We start from the raw sequence: 16,191 nt of genomic DNA, 5'->3' as shown, positions 1-16,191 counted from the left end.
CGCCGCCCCGGAACGAGTGTCGTTCCGGGGCGGCGGCGTGTGTGGGGGGTCAGGCGGTCCGGGGGCGCTTGGCGACGGCTATCGCCAGGGCGGCGCAGAGGAGGGCGGCGAGGAGGGTGAAGCCGCTGGTGGCGGGGAGGAGGCCGTAGGTCTGGACGAGGGCGCCGACGGCGACGATGGGGAGGGAGGAGCCGAGGTAGATGATGATCCACAGGGAGCTCAGCTCGGAGCCCCTCCGTTCGGGGTTCATCGCGGCGACGGTGGTGGTGAACAGGGAGCGGAAGGCGATGCCCTGGCAGGCGCCGCCGAGGACGCTGCCGATGAAGAGCAGCGCCGGGGTGCCGGTGTACTGGGCGGCGACGACCAGGGCCAGGCCGGTGGCCAGGCCGGCCATGCCGAGGGCGATCACCAGACGGTCGGCGGTCGGCGGGACGAGCAGCTGGGCGACGGCCGAGGAACCGAGCAGGAGGGCCGCGACCACGGCGCCGATCAGCTTGGAGTCGGTGTGCAGCAGCTTGGCGGCGAAGGCCGGGGCCAGGCTGAGGTAGACCCCGAAGACCGCGTAGGAGATGAACCCGGCCGCGGCGGCGAGCAGGAACTCCCGGCGGCCGGTGCGCGGCAGTCGCAGGCGCTGCGGGCGCAGGTGGGCCGGGGTGGTGATGCGCGGCGGGGCGGCCGGCGCGCGGTTGCGGCCGGGCATCCGCGGGTGGACCAGCGCGAGCGGCACGCAGAGCGCGAGCAGGGCGACGGCGTGCAGCAGGAACGGGCTGAGCAGGGGGTCGGAGCCGCCGGCCAGCAGGGCGCCGACCACCGGGCCGAGCGCGACGCCGCCGGCGGAACAGGCCAGGGTGATCTTGGCGGCCCGGGTCGGGTGGTCCGGCATCAGGTCGCCGAGGGCGGCCCCGGCGGCGCCGGTGGTCAGGCCCACCGCGATGCCCTGGACGGCCCGGCCGGCCGCGAGCTGCCAGAAGCCGCCCGCGGTCGCGAACACGACGTCGCCGACGGCGGACAGCGCGACGGCGGGCAGGATCAGGGCGCGTCGGCCGAGGTGGTCGGACCAGTGGCCGACCACGGCCAGCACCGGGACGAGTGCGAACACGTAGAACGCGAAGAGGATCGTGGTGTCCAGCGCGGTGAGGTGCATCCGCTGCTGGAGGAGCGAGTAGATCGGCGTGGCCAGGTTGGCGCCGATCAGCATGAGCAGCAGGGCGCCGGCGACGAGGCCGACGCGGACTCCGCGCAGCGCGTTCCAGCGGCTGATCGCGGAGAGCTGGAGCTGGGCGCGTGGCGCGAGCTCCAGGGGAAGCAGGGCCTCCGACAGTCGGCGTCCGTCGAACTGCGCGGTGCGCAGGCCGGAGCCGGCGGGGGAGAGGTCCGCCATGGCAGGGGTCTCCTGTGGCCGGGCACCACCCGGGTCGGCGGGGTGTGCCGGTGCGCCCGTCCTGGCGGCGCTGTGGTGGTGGCCTCGGTGCGGGCTCCCTGGTGGGGCAGGTGAGCTGAGAGGGGGGGCTACGTTGCCCGTCGGCGCGCGCGGGGTTGTGCGCGGTACCGACTTCGAAGGATAAGGGGTGGGCGCACGGTTTCGGCGCGCGCCCCTTGAGGCCGGGCGTCCGGGGTGCCCGGCCTATACGCTGAGGTGGTGGACCGGTGACGCGGAGGTGATCTCCGCGTGCCCCGGCCCGGCTGACCGCTCGGCGTAGGGAGAACGCGCAACGATGGCCGCACGACGTCGTAGGAACGCGGACACCCCGGCGGCGGGTGCGCCGGGCGAGGGTGCGGTGCTGCCCGCCGACCTGGAGCTGCAGGACCTGTACGGGGCGTTCGCCGCCCACGGGCTGGACGACGAGGACCTGGACGACGCGGCGGTGCTGGTGCCGCCGGTCACGCTGCCGTCCGAGCCGGAGCTGGCCGAGCGGGCGAAGGCCGTCCCGATGTTCGGGTGGGCGCTGAAGCTGGCCCGCTGGACGGCCCCGCACCGCGCGGTGGACGAGTTCGGCGACCTCACCGGCCCCGACCGGGCCCCGGCCGCCCGGCTGCTGGGCCTGGCCCCCGAGGAGGGGGACGCGCCGGAGGAGGCGGTGGTCGAGGCGATGCGCGCCTGGTCGCTGGCCTGTGACCTGGACCTGGTCGAGATCGGCACCACGGCGGCCGGCGAGCACGTCGCGATCCCCGGGCCGGACCTGGAGCCGGCCGAGGCGGGGGACGCGGAGACCGTCCTGGAGCTGTGGCTGACGGCCGCCGGGATCGTCCGCGAGCTGGCGGTCGAGGCGGACTCGCAGGACCTGGAGGCGGAGGACGGGGAGCGCGCGGAGGAGGACGAGGACGGCCTGAGCGACGTCGAGGAGGCCCGCGACGAGGCCGCCGAGCTGCTCGACGAGGCGCTTCAGGTGCTGTACGAGACCACCGCCTTCGCCGAGCCGGGCAACGAGACGGTGCCGCTGGGCGTGCTGGCGGCGCTGTTGGTGGTCCCGGACGGCGAGGAGCCGAGCGACGAGCTGCTCGGCGACATCACCGACGTGATGGTCGCCCTGGACCCGATGCTCGCCGACCTCGCCGAGCTGGGCCTGCTGGAGTACCGGCCGATCGACCCGGAGCTCTTCGACGAGGAGGAGGAAGGGGCGGACGGGGAGGCCGAGCGCTCGGCGGAGTCGGCGGAGCTGGACGAGGCGGAGTCCGCCCGGTTCGGGCTGGTCCGGCTCACCCCGCTGGGCCAGTACGGGATCCGGCAGTGGCTGCTGGAGGACGGCTACGACGCCCCGCTGGTCGGCGACCTGGCCCGGGGCGACGCCGCCGAGCTGCTGCGCGGGGTCAGCGAGGCCGCCAATGTGCTGCCCGAGGAGGAGCTGAAGGTCTGGGTGGCCGGCCGGGAGCCGGTGGCGGCGGCGCGCGAGCTGCTCGCGGCGGCGCGCGGCATCGACGCGTACGCCCCGATGCGGCGGCTGCTCTGCCACTCGGCGCTGACCCTGCTCGGCGCGCCCGCCGAGCCGGCCGTCCGGGAGGTGCTGGACGACCCGGAGCTGGGCGGCGGCGCGCGGGCGTGGCTGGTCTCGCTGGGCGTGACGGACGTGCCCGTGCCGGACCGGGCGATGGCGCTGTGGACGGTCGTGGACGCCTTCGCGGCCCAGCTGCTGGACACCGGCGGCGATCCGGACCAGCTGCGCGACCTGGTCTCCGAGCTGCCGGTGACGGACGACCCGGTCGGCTACTTCGGCGAGCTGTGGCGGGTGGAGCACCCGTACACGGCGGATGTGCTGGAGGCGGTCGGCGAGCTGCATCCGGACCGGGCGGTGGCCAAGGAGGCCCGCAAGGCGGCGTTCAAGGCCCGGTCCAGGGGCTGAGCGGGCTGAGGGCCGGGCGGCGCGACCGTCAGTTCGGCAGGTCGAGCGAGCCGTCCTCGGTGAAGGCGAAGAACGGGTTGTGGGCGAGCTCCCAGAGGTGGCCGTCCGGGTCCTCGAAGTACCCGGAGTAACCGCCCCAGTCCGTCGCCGCCGGTGCCTTGACGACGATGGCGCCGGCCGCCACCGCCGTCTCCAGGGCGGCGTCCACCAAGGCCTGGGACTCCAGGTTCACGGCGAGGGTGACACCGCGGAACGCCGGTTCGCCCGCGGACGGCACGCCCGCGTCGGCGGCCAGCTCCTCGTGCGGGAACAGGCCGAGCACCGAGTCGGCGGTGCGGAACCAGACGATGTTCGGGCTGGAGGCGGCGGAGCGGTGCCAGCCGAGCGCCTCGTAGAAGCGGGCGCTGCGGTCGAGGTCGGCCACACCGAGGGTGACGATGCTGAGCCGGGCGGGGAAGGACGAGGTCGCTGTCATGCCCGCCAGCCTAGAGAGGGGCACTGACAGCGGCGCTCCGGACGGGTCCGTCCGGAGCGCCGCGGCCGATCCTCCGGGCGGGCAAAGGGCCTGATGACCCGGTAGGTCGGGCCACGTATCGTTGCCCGGGTGCCGACGGCACGGTGCGGACGGCTAGGGCAGGGGGTGCGGCGCGGGATGACGCGGGCGAGCGGAGGGGGCCGGGACGGCCGGTTCGGGGATGGTGCGGGCACGGTGGATCCGTTCGACCGCCCGGACGATCCCCTGGACGGCCCTCCGGGCGGGTACCCGGCCGGCGACCTGGAGGAGTTCCTCGCCGTCGAGGAGGAGCTCGCCCGCCGCAGTCTCGTCGCGGCCGACTTCCCGGTGTTCGGCGTCGTGCCGGTGCCGGGCCAGGGCGGCGCCGCCCTGGTCGGGTACGGGCACGACGGGTGCGGGGCGGACGGCTACGGCGCGGACTTCGGCGGGACGGTCGCAGGCGCGGGCGGCGGAGCGGTGGGCGGCGCGCCCGGCTGGATCGAGATCGGCTTCGGCGACCGGACCTCCCCGGCCGGCCCGTACGTCACCGTGCGCACCCACCGGCCCGGCGCCGACCGCTACGAGCCGCTGCCCGAGCTGGAGGACGTGGTCGAGGACGAGCGCGACCGGGTCTACGAGCAGCTCGGCGTCGACGAGGGCGACACGCCCGGCCGGGTCCGCGCGCTCCGGGAGTGGATCACCGTGGACGGCGAGTCGCGCGCCGTCGAGGTGCACGAGGACCGGCGCGGCCTGTGGTCCGGCGCGGCGCTGCCCGGCTGCTGCCCGATCGGCGGGGTCGAGCCGGTCTGGGCCGGCCGCTTCCGGGTGGACGGGCTGACCGTCACGGTCTGCGGGCGCGGTGTGCCGCCGGGCGGCGTCGAGCTGGCGCGGATCCGTGACCACGAGCGCTATCTGAGCGGCCGCACCGCGCTGCTGCGCGAGCTGGCGGTCCGCCGCGGCCGGCACCTGCCGGTGGAGCGACGCGAGCTCTCCCCGGTCACCGGGCTGGAGGCGCACCGGGCGGTGATCGCGCACGGCATCAGCGAGGCCGCCGCCCTGGAGGCGCGGCTGCGCTCCGGGCGCCCGCCCAGGCCGCCCCGGGGGGCGCGCGCCGAGGCGGGCGCACTGCGCTGGGAGGCGGCGGTGCGCCAGCAGATGCGGCTTGCCTCGGAGACCCGCGAGGAGGCCGCCGAGGCGGTCGCCGCGATGGTCGAACAGCTCGGCCGGCTCTCCCAGTTGACGCACTGGGTGGTGGGGACGGCGGAGGGCGACGCGGCGGTGGAGGAGTCGATCCGGTACACCGTGTTCGCCAGCGAGGTGGCGAGTGTGCCGGCGCAGCGCGCCTGGCAGCAGGTGCGGCTCGGGGAGCGCGGGGAGCACCGGATGGGCGAGCAGCTGTGGCTGGCGGCCTGGGAGCAGTGGCGGGCGGCGCGGACCGGCGGGCGCTGAGTCGACGCGGAGCAGACGGCCCGTCAGCAGTGCTACGGCGGCTGACGGTTCACCGGCCCGTGGTGTGACCCGTGGTGTGACCCGTGGTGTGACCTGTGGTGACCGGGCAAAAATTGAGCAATGGGTTTGCATAAGGTCGGCAAATGACCACCCTGACGAGGTGTCCGCGTCATCGGGTGTTCACCGCGCGGGCAGAGTCTGCTGGGCGTCGACGACCATGCTCGACACCTCGCACGCCACGCGCCGGGGACCCCCCGGTCGGCGGCCCACCCCTCAGGAGTGACTGCCATGTCGCTGTCCCGCCGGGACTTCGTCAACCGTTCCACCATCGTCGGGGCCGGCGTTCTGATCGCCGGCAGCGCCGAGGCCCTGGCCAGCGCGCCGGGCGCGATCGCCGCCCCGGCCGGTGGCGAGGTGCCGGTCGCCGCGGCCGCCGAGGGCGAGCGCGTCGCCGTCGGCTACGGCCCGCTGGTCGCCGACCCGGAGGGCCTGCTGGCCCTGCCGAAGGGCTTCAAGTACAAGGTCCTGAACCGCGCCGGCGTCAGCAAGCTGCGCACCGGCGAGTTCACCCCGAGCAACCACGACGGCACCTCGGCGTTCGAGGACGAGCGCGGCGGCAACCTGCTGGTCGTCAACCACGAGCTGGGCGGCGCCCGCGCCAACTGGCCGAACCCGGTGCCGCTGACCGAGGGCCACGTCTACGACCCGGGCGCGGCCGGCGGCTGCACCATCGTGCACGCCAAGGCCAACGGCAAGGTCGAGCAGTGGGTCGGCATCGCCGGCACCGCCACCAACTGCGCCGGCGGCGTCAGCCCGTGGGGCACCTGGCTGTCCGGCGAGGAGACCGAGGACAAGGCCGGCAAGAACGGCTTCACCAAGGACCACGGCTACATCTTCGAGGTCGACCCGTTCGACGACGACTACAACCGCGACCCGCAGCCGGTCAAGGCGTTCGGCCGCTTCGCCCACGAGGCCGTCGTCGTCGACCCGAAGCGCGGCCACGTCTACCTGACCGAGGACGCCTCCAACCCGAACGGCCTGCTGTTCCGCTGGACCCCGCCGGCCGGCTTCAAGCACGGCCGCTACCAGCTGCGCAAGCTGGCCGCCGACGCCGGTGTGCTGGAGGCCTTCAAGGTCTTCGACGCCCAGGGCAAGTTCATCGACGACCTGTCCCGCGCCACCACGGTCGGCACCACCTACGGCGTGGACTGGGTCAAGGTCCAGGAGCGCGACGCGAGGACCGTCTCGATCCGCAAGCAGTTCAAGGACGGCGAGGTCACCCGCGCCCGCAAGCTGGAGGGCATGTGGTGGGGTGACGGCGGCTTCTACTTCGTCTCCAGCTTCGCCCGCTCGGAGAGCCCGCTGCAGCACGACGGCCAGGTCTGGTTCTTCAACCCGGCCCGCCGCACCATCACCCTGAAGGTCCTGCTGGGCGTCAACACCGACGTCTGGGGCGACCACGACAACTTCGACGGCCCGGACAACATCACCGTCTCGCCCTACGGCGGCATCGTGATCGCCGAGGACGGCGAGGGCGTCTCGCACCTGTTCGGCGCCACCGAGGACGGTCTGACCTACGCCATCGCCCGCAACGAGCTGAACATCGGCACCGCCGAGAAGCCCGAGTTCAGCGAGTTCACCGGCGTCACCTTCTCGGACGACGGCAAGACCCTCTTCGCCAACATCCAGACCCCGGGCATCCAGCTGGCCATCACCGGCCCGTGGCACCGCCTGAACGAGCACAAGCGCGGCCAGGGTTACGGCCAGTGAGCTGAGCGCGAGTGATCGTCAGGGGCCCGCTCCTCGGAGCGGGCCCTTTCGCGCACCGGGCCCTTTCGCGCACCGGGCCGTCAGGGCTCGGCGGGCAGCCGCAGCTGGAGCATCGCGAGCAGCCGCTGCTGCGGCTGCGCCAGGTCGATGCCGGTCAGCTGCTCGGCCCGGCGGACCCGGTAGCGCAGGGTGTTCGGGTGGATGTGCAGGGCGTCCGCCGCGACCCGGACCTCGCCCAGCGCGTCCAGCCAGGCCAGCACCGACTCGGCGAGCCGGGTGCCGTGCCGGCGGTCGTACTCGGCGAGCGCGGTGAGCCGAGGGTCGCGCAGGCCGCCGCGCTCCTGGAGCAGCGCCAGCATCTCGCTGACCAGCACCTCCGCCTGGACGTCGATCAGCGCCGCGACCTCCAGGTCCACCCCGCCGCGGCCCATCGCGTCCAGGATCCGGTCCGCCTGGGCACGCGACTCCGGCACCCTGGCCAGGCCGTCCACCGTCGAGCCGATCGCCGCGCGCAACGGGACGCCCAGGTGGTCCCGGGCCGCCTCGACCACCTCCTGCGCCCAGCCGCGCACGGTGGTCATCGGCAGGTTGGCGGGCAGCTCGGGCAGCAGCACGTAGACCCGGGACTCGATCGGCGCGAGCAGGGCGGCGCGGTGCCGGGCCGCCGTGTGCACCGAGATGAGGCCGGTCACCTCCGCCCGGGTCAGCTGCTCGGTGGTGCCCGCGCTGTACGCCAGCACGGTGGCCGGGCGGCGCAGGTCCAGGCCGAGGTGGGTGGCCAGCGACTGCGGGCCGGTGGAGCCCTCCAGCAGGCCGGTGAGCAGGGTCTGGGTCAGCCGGACGTCCGCGGACAGCTCCCGGCGCCGGCGCACCAGCTGGGCCGCGGCCACCCGGGCGGCGCCGACCAGCGCCTGCTCGGCGAGCGGCGCCAGCGGCTGGGATCCCTCCTGCACCCAGATGGTGCCGAGCGGCTGCGCACCGGTCCGGATGCCGATCGCCAGCCGGCGGCGCAGACCAAGCTCCGGGTGCGGGTCGACCGCGATGGCCGTGTCGGAGCTGCGCAGGTGCTGGAAGACGCCCCACTCGCGGAGCTTGGACAGGTACGGCTCGGGGCCCTGCCAGCCGAGGATGGACAGCCGGCGCAGGTCGTCGACCTCGTCGGAGTCGGAGGAGCGGGAGTAGGCGAGCACCCGGCTGGAGGTGTCCTCGATCGAGACGATGCCGTTGGTGAGGACGGCGACGGTCTGGGCGAGCGAGAAGAGGTCACCGGCGTTGTGCTCGGCGGCGCCGGGCGTGTCCGGGGCGTCCGGCCCGGCGATGATCGCGCGGGCGAGCGAGTCGAGGTGCTCCCAGCGGGTCTCCCGGCGCACCGAGAGCAGTGCCACGCCCGCCTCGGTGGCCGCCTCGCGCAGCGCGTCGGCCTGCCCGGGGGCGTCCAGCTTGACGGCGACCGCGGCGGCCCCGGCCCGGCCGGCGGCGCGCAGCGCCGGGAGCGCGGCCCGGCCGCGGGCACCGATGGCGAGCACGAGCTCGCCGGGGGCGGCGGTCGGCGGGTCCTCGGGGTCGAGGATGGCGACGTCGCGGACCGGGACGTCCAGCCCGTGCGGCGCCGCCTGGAGCTCGACGAGCGGCTCGCCCAGGGACATCAGCAGCTGGCGGAGCGGGAGGCCGGGGGTGGTCATACGGGCCTCCTCGGGGCGTCCGGTGGGGCTCTGGCGGGGCGCCGGCGGGGCGTCCGGTGGGGCTCCGGTGGCTGGTGACCCCGGTTCTTCATCCGAGCGGACAACGCCGTCCGAATGATTTTAGCCGTCCGGCCAATCAAGCGGGCCCCGGTGCAGGAATAGCGTTCGTCATGTGGCCGGCGTGCGACCCGCGCCGGCATCCCCCCGCAAGAAACGAAGGAGAGCGTGCGCTCATGGACGCTGTGACCCAGGTCCCCGCGCCGGTGAACGAGCCGGTCCACAGCTACGCCCCGGGCAGCCCGGAACGGGCCCGTCTGGAGGCCAAGCTGAAGGAGCTGGGCGGCCAGGAGCCGGTCCAGCTGACCATGACGATCAACGGTGAGCGCCGGATGGGCGGCGGCACCGAGTTCCACGTCGTCCAGCCGCACAACCACGCGGCGAGGCTCGGCACCCTGCGCAACGCCACCCAGGCGGACGCGCAGGAGGCCATCGACACTGCCCTGGCCGCGGCCCCGGCCTGGCAGGCGCTCTCCTTCGACTCCCGCGCCGCGATCTTCCTGCGCGCCGCCGACCTGCTGGCCGGCCCCTGGCGCGAGACGCTGGCCGCCGCCACCATGCTCGGCCAGTCCAAGACCGCGCAGCAGGCCGAGATCGACACGCCCTGCGAGCTGGTCGACTTCCTGCGCTTCAACGTGCACTTCGCCCGCCAGATCATGGCCGAGCAGCCGATCTCCTCGGACGGCGTGTGGAACCGCAGCGACCACCGCCCGCTGGAGGGCTTCGTCTACGCGATCACCCCGTTCAACTTCACCGCCATCGCCGGCAACCTGCCGACCGCCCCGGCGCTGATGGGCAACGTGGTGCTCTGGAAGCCCTCGCCCACCCAGCAGTTCTCCGCACACCTGCTGATGCAGCTGCTGGAGGAGGCCGGCCTGCCCAAGGGCGTCATCAACATGGTGACCGGCGACGGCCTGGACGTCTCCGCCGTCGCGCTGAAGCACCCGGCGCTGGCCGGCATCCACTTCACCGGCTCCACCGCCACCTTCCAGCACCTGTGGCGCGAGGTCGGCAACAACATCTCCGGCTACCGCACCTACCCGCGGATCGTCGGCGAGACCGGCGGCAAGGACTTCCTGGTCGCCCACCCGTCCGCCGACAAGGCCGTGCTGAAGACCGCCATGACCCGCGGCGCCTTCGAGTTCCAGGGCCAGAAGTGCTCCGCCCTGTCCCGCGCCTACGTCCCGGCCTCGATCTGGGCCGAGCTCAAGGACGAGTTCCGCGACGAGGTCGAGGGCCTCACCATGGGCGACGTCACCGACCTGGACAACTTCATGTCGGCCGTCATCGACGAGCGCTCCTTCGCCAAGAACAAGGCCGCGATCGACCGCGCGCAGGCCGACGCCGAGGTCGAGGTCCTGGCCGGCGGCACCTACGACGACTCGGTCGGCTACTTCGTCCGCCCGACCGTCCTGGTCTGCGAGGACCCGGCGAGCGAGTACTTCAAGGACGAGTACTTCGGCCCGATCCTGGCCGTGCACGTCTACGAGGACGACAAGTACGACGAGATGCTGGCGCAGATGGAGTCGGTGTCGGCCTACGGCCTGACCGGCTCGATCATCTCCCAGGACCGCGAGGCCGTGCAGCACGCGATGCACAAGCTGCGCTTCGCCGCCGGCAACTTCTACATCAACGACAAGCCGACCGGCGCGGTCGTCGGCCAGCAGCCGTTCGGCGGCGGCCGGGCCTCGGGCACCAACGACAAGGCCGGTGCCAAGCAGAACCTGGCGCGGTGGACCTCGACCCGCTCGGTCAAGGAGACCTTCGTCCCGCCGACGGACTACCGCTACCCGCACATGGGCTGAGTGCCCCACCGGGACCCCCTCGCGGTCCCCTGACGCCCCCGGTCCCGCAGCCGGGCGGCGTCCCCACGGGCGGCGGACCCCACTCCCCGGTCCGCCGCCCGTCTTTCTGCCACCCTTAGAAGCACCAGCTCCAGGAGTCACGATGCTCCGTTCCGCCCTCCTCGCGGCCTCCCGGTCCTCGCAGGTCCGCACCGTCGTCGAGAAGTTCCCGCCGACCCACGCGATAGTCGAGCGCTTCGTCGCCGGCGAGGCCCTCGACGACGCCGTCACCGCCTGCGACGACCTCGTCGCCACCGGCCGCAAGGTCACCCTGGACCACCTCGGCGAGGACACCCGCGACGCCGCCCAGGCCGCCGGCACCGCCGAGGCCTACGAGTACCTGCTCAAGGCGCTCAAGGAGACCGGTCTGGCCGCCGGCGCCGAGGTCTCGGTCAAGCTCTCGGCCGTCGGCCAGTTCCTCCCGGTGGACGGCGAGAAGATCGCCCTGGAGAACGCCCGCCGGATCTGCGAGGCCGCCGCCGACGCCGGCACCACGGTGACCCTCGACATGGAGGACCACACCACCACCGACTCCACCCTCGGCATCGCCCGCGAGCTGCGCCAGGACTTCCCCTGGCTGGGCGTCGTCCTCCAGGCCTACCTGCGCCGCACCGAGGACGACTGCCGCGAGTTCTCCGGCGCCGGCTCGCGCGTGCGCCTGTGCAAGGGCGCCTACAAGGAGCCCGAGTCGGTCGCCTTCCAGGGCAAGCACGAGGTCGACCTCGCGTACGTCCGCGCGCTCAAGATCCTGATGGCCGGCGAGGGCTACCCGATGATCGCCTCGCACGACCCCAACATGATCAAGATCGCCGGCCAGCTGGCCCAGTGGAACGGCCGCAAGCGCGACTCCTTCGAGTACCAGATGCTGTACGGCATCCGCCCCGAGGAGCAGCTGCGCCTCGCCGACGAGGGCAACACCATGCGTGTGTACCTCCCGTACGGCCAGGAGTGGTACGGCTACTTCATGCGCCGCCTCGCCGAGCGCCCGGCCAACCTCACCTTCTTCCTGCGCGCCATGGCCACCCGAGGCTGACGCGTACGAACGCCGAACGGCCCGCGCCCCCACCGGGGGCGCGGGCCGTCGCGCGTCCGGGTCCTACAGGAAGTCCTTGGTGTCCAGTTCGAGTTCGAACGGCGCCGGAAGCGCGAGCGGCTCGCCGAAGGCGGCCAGGTGCACCTCGGTGTACTCGTCGCGCTTCGGTTGGGAGAAGAGGCTGACCTGGGACTTCTCGCGGTCGATGAGCAGGTAGAGCGGGATGGCGGCGCGCGCGTAGCAGTGGCGCTTGGTGATCCGGTCCTGGTCCGGCTTGCTCGATGTCACCTCCGCCACCATCGCCACACCGTCCGGCTCCATCCACGACGGGGCACCGCGGAAGAGGCGCAGTTCCCTGGGGGCGAAGGTGGCGTCGGGGATGACATGGTTCTTCGGGCACAGTCCGCCGCTGACGAGTCGGAGGCCCTTGCCCCCTGACACCTGCATATGGATCTGGGATTTTGCCTTCACCTGGTCGATCAGCAGGTCGATGTAGTCCTCGTGATCGCCATCCGGCGGTGGTGCCACGCTGATCTCTCCCTCGATGAGCTCGGCCCGGAAGCCTTCGGGGGAGTGCAGGCTCAGGAAGCCCTCCAGCAGGATGTCCTCCTGCGACGGGGAATCCGTGATCGGTTTCTCATGCGCCACAGCACTCATGATGCCCCTCCTTCAGGTGGACGTCACGCTAGTGCCGGGTCGATCGGGGTTATGCCATGTGCGCGCGGTTTTCATCCGATGGTGTGAGGCGGTGGGCGCCGGGGAGCCGGCATCGTCCGCGCGCGCAGGCGGAGCGGCCCGTCGGGGGAACCGACGGGCCGCTCCCGGCTGGGCTTCCTTCCGTCATGGCCACCCGCGGCCGTCGGGTGCGTTCAGGAGCCGTCGCTGCGGATCAGGCGGAGGGTGGGTCTGGTGGTCGCCGGCGGCTGCTCGTCCGACAGGTCCAGGTCCAGGTCCGGGAAGGCTCGGCGGGCCATGGCGCGCATGCGTGTCTTGCGTTCGTCGTCGGCTTCCTCGTCGCCCGGGTAGAGGACGAAGCACTGGGCGCCGGTGGCCTCGTCCTCCCAGTGGTAGCTGCGGTAGTTCGGCGGCGGCTGTTCTTCCGGCACGGGGACCTCCGGTGGTCGGGGGTCCCCACCGTAGGCGACCGGCCGGTGCCGGGAAAGGGCCGGGAGTGCGGCCGGGCGGGGGACCTCGCCGGGTTGTACGCCGGGCTTTCACCCGATCGTGCGAGGGGGAACGGCGAGGAGTGACGGGGACGACGGCGCCCCCGGCGAGTGCCGGGGGCGCCGTCGGGGGTGGGTCAGAGCATCGCGGCGGCGGGCTTGACCATGGCGCGGGCGGTCTTGGCGTCGACGTACTCGCCGATGGCGGTCATCACCCACTCGCCCGAGTACTGGCGGATCAGCTTGCACATCACCACACCGGTGTGCGGCTCGGAGTGGGTGAGGTCGAAGCGGACCAGCTCCTGGTTGGTGGCGGCGTCCACCAGGCGGCAGTAGGCGTTCTTGACCTCGGTGAACTTCTGGCCGGAGAAGGAGTTCACGACGAAGACCAGGCCGCAGACCTCCGGCGGGAGGCCGTCCAGGTGGACGGTGATCGACTCGTCGTCGCCGCCGCCCTCGCCGGTCAGGTTGTCGCCGGAGTGGGCGATGGCGCCGTTGAAGATGCCCAGCTTCATGAACCAGGCGGTGTCCAGCTTCTCGCGCTGGGCGTCGAAGGCCAGGCAGGAGGCGTCGAGGTCGATGTTGCGGCCGCGGCCGGCGGGCTCCCAGCCGAGGCCCATCCGGACGGCGGACAGGAAGGGCTTGCCGTTCTTCTCCAGGGAGACCGAGCCGCCCTTGGTGAGGCTGACCCGGCCCTTGTCCAGGGTGACCTTGGTGAAGGACGGGGCGGCGGCGGGCGGGGCCGGCGGCGCGGGGGGAGCGGGCGGCATCGGGGGCGCGGTCTGCGGCATCGGCGGAGCGGAGGCCATGGCGAGCCGGGGGTCGACCGGGGCGGCGGGCGGCGGCGGCGGGGTGACCGGGGCCGGAGCGACCGGGGCCGGGGGTGCGACGGGCGCCGCGGCCGGCTGCTCGTCGACGCTGACGCCGAAGTCGGTGGCGATGCCGGCCAGGCCGTTCGCGTAGCCCTGGCCGACCGCGCGGACCTTCCAGGCGCCGTTGCGCTGGTAGACCTCGACCACGATCAGCGCGGTCTCCCGGCCGAGCGGCGGCGGGGTGAAGGTGACCAGCACCGTGCCGGTGGCGGCGTCCCGCACTGTCGCGGTCGGCTCGATGCCCGCGAAGGTGGCGCCGGACTCGTCGGGGCTCGCGGTCACCACGATCTTGGTGATCCCGGCCGGGACGGCGGCGGTGTCGACGATGATGGCGTCCGGCGTTCCGGCGGCGGCCGGACGGTGGGTCACACCGGGCCCGTTCGGGGCGTTGTAGAAGACGAAGTCGTCGTCCGAGCGGACCTTTCCGGCGTCGGTCAGCAGCAGGCCCGAGACATCCAGCGCCTTGGGTGCGGTGACCTCGACGGTCACCCGCGCGGCGGTCAGCGGGGCGTTGCCGCCTTGGGTCAGGACCGTGGACACGAACTCCTCCTGGGATGCGGTGGTGCGGCACCGGCCCCGGCGTCTGGGGCGGCTGTGCCGGCTGGCGACCACAGTAACGAACGAGCCCGGTCGGATGAGCCCGAACGGGGCGCTGACCTGTTGGGTTGCCCGACCGCCGGCGGGGCGCGGTCCGACCGGGGAACGGTGCGGCGGTCAGCCGGCCGGGGCGGCGGCGCGGGGTGCCGGCACCGGGGCCGGAGCAGTGGTTGGCGCGGGGGCCGGTGCGGGGGCCGCCGGAGGTGCCGTGAAGGTGCCGAGGGCGGCGACGGCGCGCGGGCGGCCGATGCCGAAGGCGCTGGCATTCCAGGATCCGGGGGTGCGCGGGCCGACGCTCCGGGACGGGCCGGCCTGCCCGGCGGACCGGGTGCCGCGCACGGTGAAGGTGTAGCGGCCGGGGCGGACGTCCGTACCGGGCGGGGTGGTGAAGCGGTAGACCGCCGCGCCGCGCTCCTGGTGCGCGGTGACCACGGCGCCGGCGAGGTCCGTCCACGCGGTGCCGACGCCCGGGGCCGCCGTGCCCGGGGCGAGGCGGAACTCGGCCTGCAGCGCGGTGAGCGGCTCGCTGACGGTCAGTGCGAGGACGTGCCGGGTGCCGTCGCGGCCGAGCGGCTGGACCACGGCCGCACCGGAGAGCGCCTGGTCCTCGACCGCGTCGGTGCCGACGGCCGGCCGGGTCACGCCGGTGTCCTTCGTACTGCCCTTCGCCGGGCCCGGCGCCCCGCTGTCGGTCGCGGGCTCGGCCGCGCCGTCGGCCGTGGTGTCGGCCGTGCCGAGGGTTCCGCCGGTCCACTCGCGCGGGGACGGGGCGGGCATGCCGGGGTCCGGGGCGGCGGGGACGAACGGGCGGGGCGTGGCCGACGAGGGGGAGGGCGCGGGCACGGACGGCGACGGCGACGGGGAGGCGCCGGCCGGTGACGGGTCCTCGGCGGGTCGGCGGGCGGTCTGCGCGCCGTCGGCCGCCGCCGCGAGCTGCTCGTCGGCGGACTGCGGGTGGTCCGGCCGGCCACCGGCCAGGGTCTCCGGGGCGCCGCCGGGGCCGGGCTGCTCCGTGGCGGGCCCGCCGTTGACGCCGTGTCGGGGCGCCGGGCCCTCGGCGAGCGGCGCGGTGGACGGGGAGCCGTCGGTGCGGGGCACGGACGGGCCGGCGGAGCGCTGGGCGGGCACGGAGTCGGGGGCGCGGGTGCCCGCCGCCGGGCCGGAGGCGCCGGAGGTGGGCGTGCCCGGGGCGGCGGAACGGCGGCCCGCCGTCGCGTTCGACCCGGCGGCGTCCGGGCCGGAGGCGGTCCCGGTGCCGGAGGTCGTGCCGTTGCCGCCGATGCTGTCGGGGGAGGTGGACGGGCTGGGCGGCGGCGCGCTGGAGCCGACCCGGGCGACCCCGGCCCGGCGGCCCACGCCCTGCTGCTCGTTGAGCAGGAAGGTGGTGGCGATGCTGATGCCCACGACGGTCGACATCGCCATCGCGGCGCCGGAGAACCGCAGGGTGGGCAGCCGCAGTCGGCCCCCGAACGGGCCGGGACGGCCGTGCCGGCCGTGGCGCGTGCCGTACCGGTCGGACGCGTGCGTCGCGTCCTGCCCGGTGTCGTCGGACAAGGTCACCGGACCCCTCCCTCCCCTGAAGTCGCCGTTGCGGTCGTGGCATTCTCCCACGTGCCGACGGCTGTGCCGGTGCCGCCGGACCGGGCGGACGGCCGCCGGCTCCCCGGTGCGGCCGGCGCGTTCGGTCCGGTCCCGTCGAATCCGGTCCGGTCCGATGCGGTACCGGCTGGTCCGGTCCGGTCGGGGACGTCGTCAGGATTCGTTCGGGCACGGTCCGGCCGGGTCGTGCGGGGGCGCGCGTGCGGAGTCCGACCGGACGCGCGCGCGGGCGTGCGCCGGCAGGGGGACGAGCGTAGCAGCGTGCCCCCGGGCGGTGGCCAGTGGTCGGACGGA

General features: G+C 74.2%; 12 protein-coding genes. 5 read left to right on the top strand and 7 right to left on the bottom strand.

Features of this window, described 5'->3' with window-relative positions; genetic code table 11:
• Positions 1-49: 49 nt before the first annotated feature.
• Positions 50-1,381, bottom strand: coding sequence for an MFS transporter (locus ABZW10_RS23515; protein ID WP_355369078.1), 1,332 nt, complete (start codon positions 1,379-1,381; stop codon positions 50-52).
• Between the two features lie 334 nt (positions 1,382-1,715).
• Between ABZW10_RS23515 and ABZW10_RS23510 the strand changes: the two genes are divergently transcribed.
• Entirely contained in the window at positions 1,716-3,338 is a 1,623-nt protein-coding gene (locus tag ABZW10_RS23510) for a hypothetical protein (protein WP_355369076.1), read from the top strand.
• A 28-nt stretch (positions 3,339-3,366) separates the two neighbouring features.
• Here ABZW10_RS23510 and ABZW10_RS23505 read toward each other — a convergent pair whose 3' ends face one another.
• A complete protein-coding gene (locus tag ABZW10_RS23505; RefSeq protein ID WP_355369074.1) occupies positions 3,367-3,813 on the bottom strand; it encodes a VOC family protein in 447 nt (148 codons plus the stop codon).
• 234 nt (positions 3,814-4,047) lie between these two features.
• Here ABZW10_RS23505 and ABZW10_RS23500 point away from each other — a divergent pair, with 234 nt between their 5' ends.
• Together ABZW10_RS23500 and ABZW10_RS23495 are read left to right on the top strand one after the other, a co-directional pair.
• The gene (locus ABZW10_RS23500; RefSeq protein ID WP_355369072.1) at positions 4,048-5,280 is read left to right on the top strand and encodes a hypothetical protein; all 1,233 of its coding nucleotides are present in this window, start codon (positions 4,048-4,050) and stop codon (positions 5,278-5,280) included.
• 288 nt (positions 5,281-5,568) lie between these two features.
• The gene (locus tag ABZW10_RS23495; RefSeq protein ID WP_355369070.1) at positions 5,569-7,050 is read left to right on the top strand and encodes an alkaline phosphatase PhoX; all 1,482 of its coding nucleotides are present in this window, start codon (positions 5,569-5,571) and stop codon (positions 7,048-7,050) included.
• Between the two features lie 80 nt (positions 7,051-7,130).
• Here ABZW10_RS23495 and ABZW10_RS23490 read toward each other — a convergent pair whose 3' ends face one another.
• Positions 7,131-8,732: a helix-turn-helix domain-containing protein gene (locus ABZW10_RS23490; protein ID WP_355369068.1), complete on the bottom strand. Its 1,602-nt coding sequence runs from the start codon at positions 8,730-8,732 to the stop codon at positions 7,131-7,133.
• A gap of 233 nt (positions 8,733-8,965) precedes the next feature.
• On the opposite strand from ABZW10_RS23490, the gene pruA reads away from it, so the two are divergent.
• Together pruA and ABZW10_RS23480 are read left to right on the top strand one after the other, a co-directional pair.
• Positions 8,966-10,594, top strand: a complete 1,629-nt coding sequence (gene pruA / locus ABZW10_RS23485) for an L-glutamate gamma-semialdehyde dehydrogenase (RefSeq protein ID WP_355369066.1) — start codon at positions 8,966-8,968, stop codon at positions 10,592-10,594.
• 142 nt (positions 10,595-10,736) lie between these two features.
• Entirely contained in the window at positions 10,737-11,666 is a 930-nt protein-coding gene (locus tag ABZW10_RS23480; protein ID WP_355369064.1) for a proline dehydrogenase family protein, read from the top strand.
• 63 nt (positions 11,667-11,729) lie between these two features.
• Here the strand turns inward: ABZW10_RS23480 and ABZW10_RS23475 are convergent, their stop codons facing one another.
• The 4 genes from ABZW10_RS23475 to ABZW10_RS23460 all read right to left on the bottom strand — a co-directional run bounded on the left by ABZW10_RS23475 (position 11,730) and on the right by ABZW10_RS23460 (position 15,858).
• A complete protein-coding gene (locus ABZW10_RS23475; protein ID WP_355369062.1) occupies positions 11,730-12,323 on the bottom strand; it encodes a Uma2 family endonuclease in 594 nt (197 codons plus the stop codon).
• 212 nt (positions 12,324-12,535) lie between these two features.
• A complete protein-coding gene (locus tag ABZW10_RS23470; protein ID WP_355369060.1) occupies positions 12,536-12,772 on the bottom strand; it encodes a hypothetical protein in 237 nt (78 codons plus the stop codon).
• 194 nt (positions 12,773-12,966) lie between these two features.
• On the bottom strand, positions 12,967-14,229 hold the full coding sequence (locus ABZW10_RS23465) for a TerD family protein (RefSeq protein ID WP_355369220.1): 1,263 nt from the start codon (positions 14,227-14,229) through the stop codon (positions 12,967-12,969).
• A 186-nt stretch (positions 14,230-14,415) separates the two neighbouring features.
• Positions 14,416-15,858, bottom strand: coding sequence for a hypothetical protein (locus ABZW10_RS23460; RefSeq protein ID WP_355369058.1), 1,443 nt, complete (start codon positions 15,856-15,858; stop codon positions 14,416-14,418).
• Positions 15,859-16,191: the final 333 nt, after the last annotated feature.

This window comes from Kitasatospora sp. NPDC004723, assembly GCF_040609255.1.
Classification (GTDB): Bacteria; Actinomycetota; Actinomycetes; order Streptomycetales; family Streptomycetaceae; genus Kitasatospora.
The sequence above is the reverse complement of the archived record's forward strand: the minus strand, read 5'-3'. Positions and strand labels throughout refer to the sequence as shown.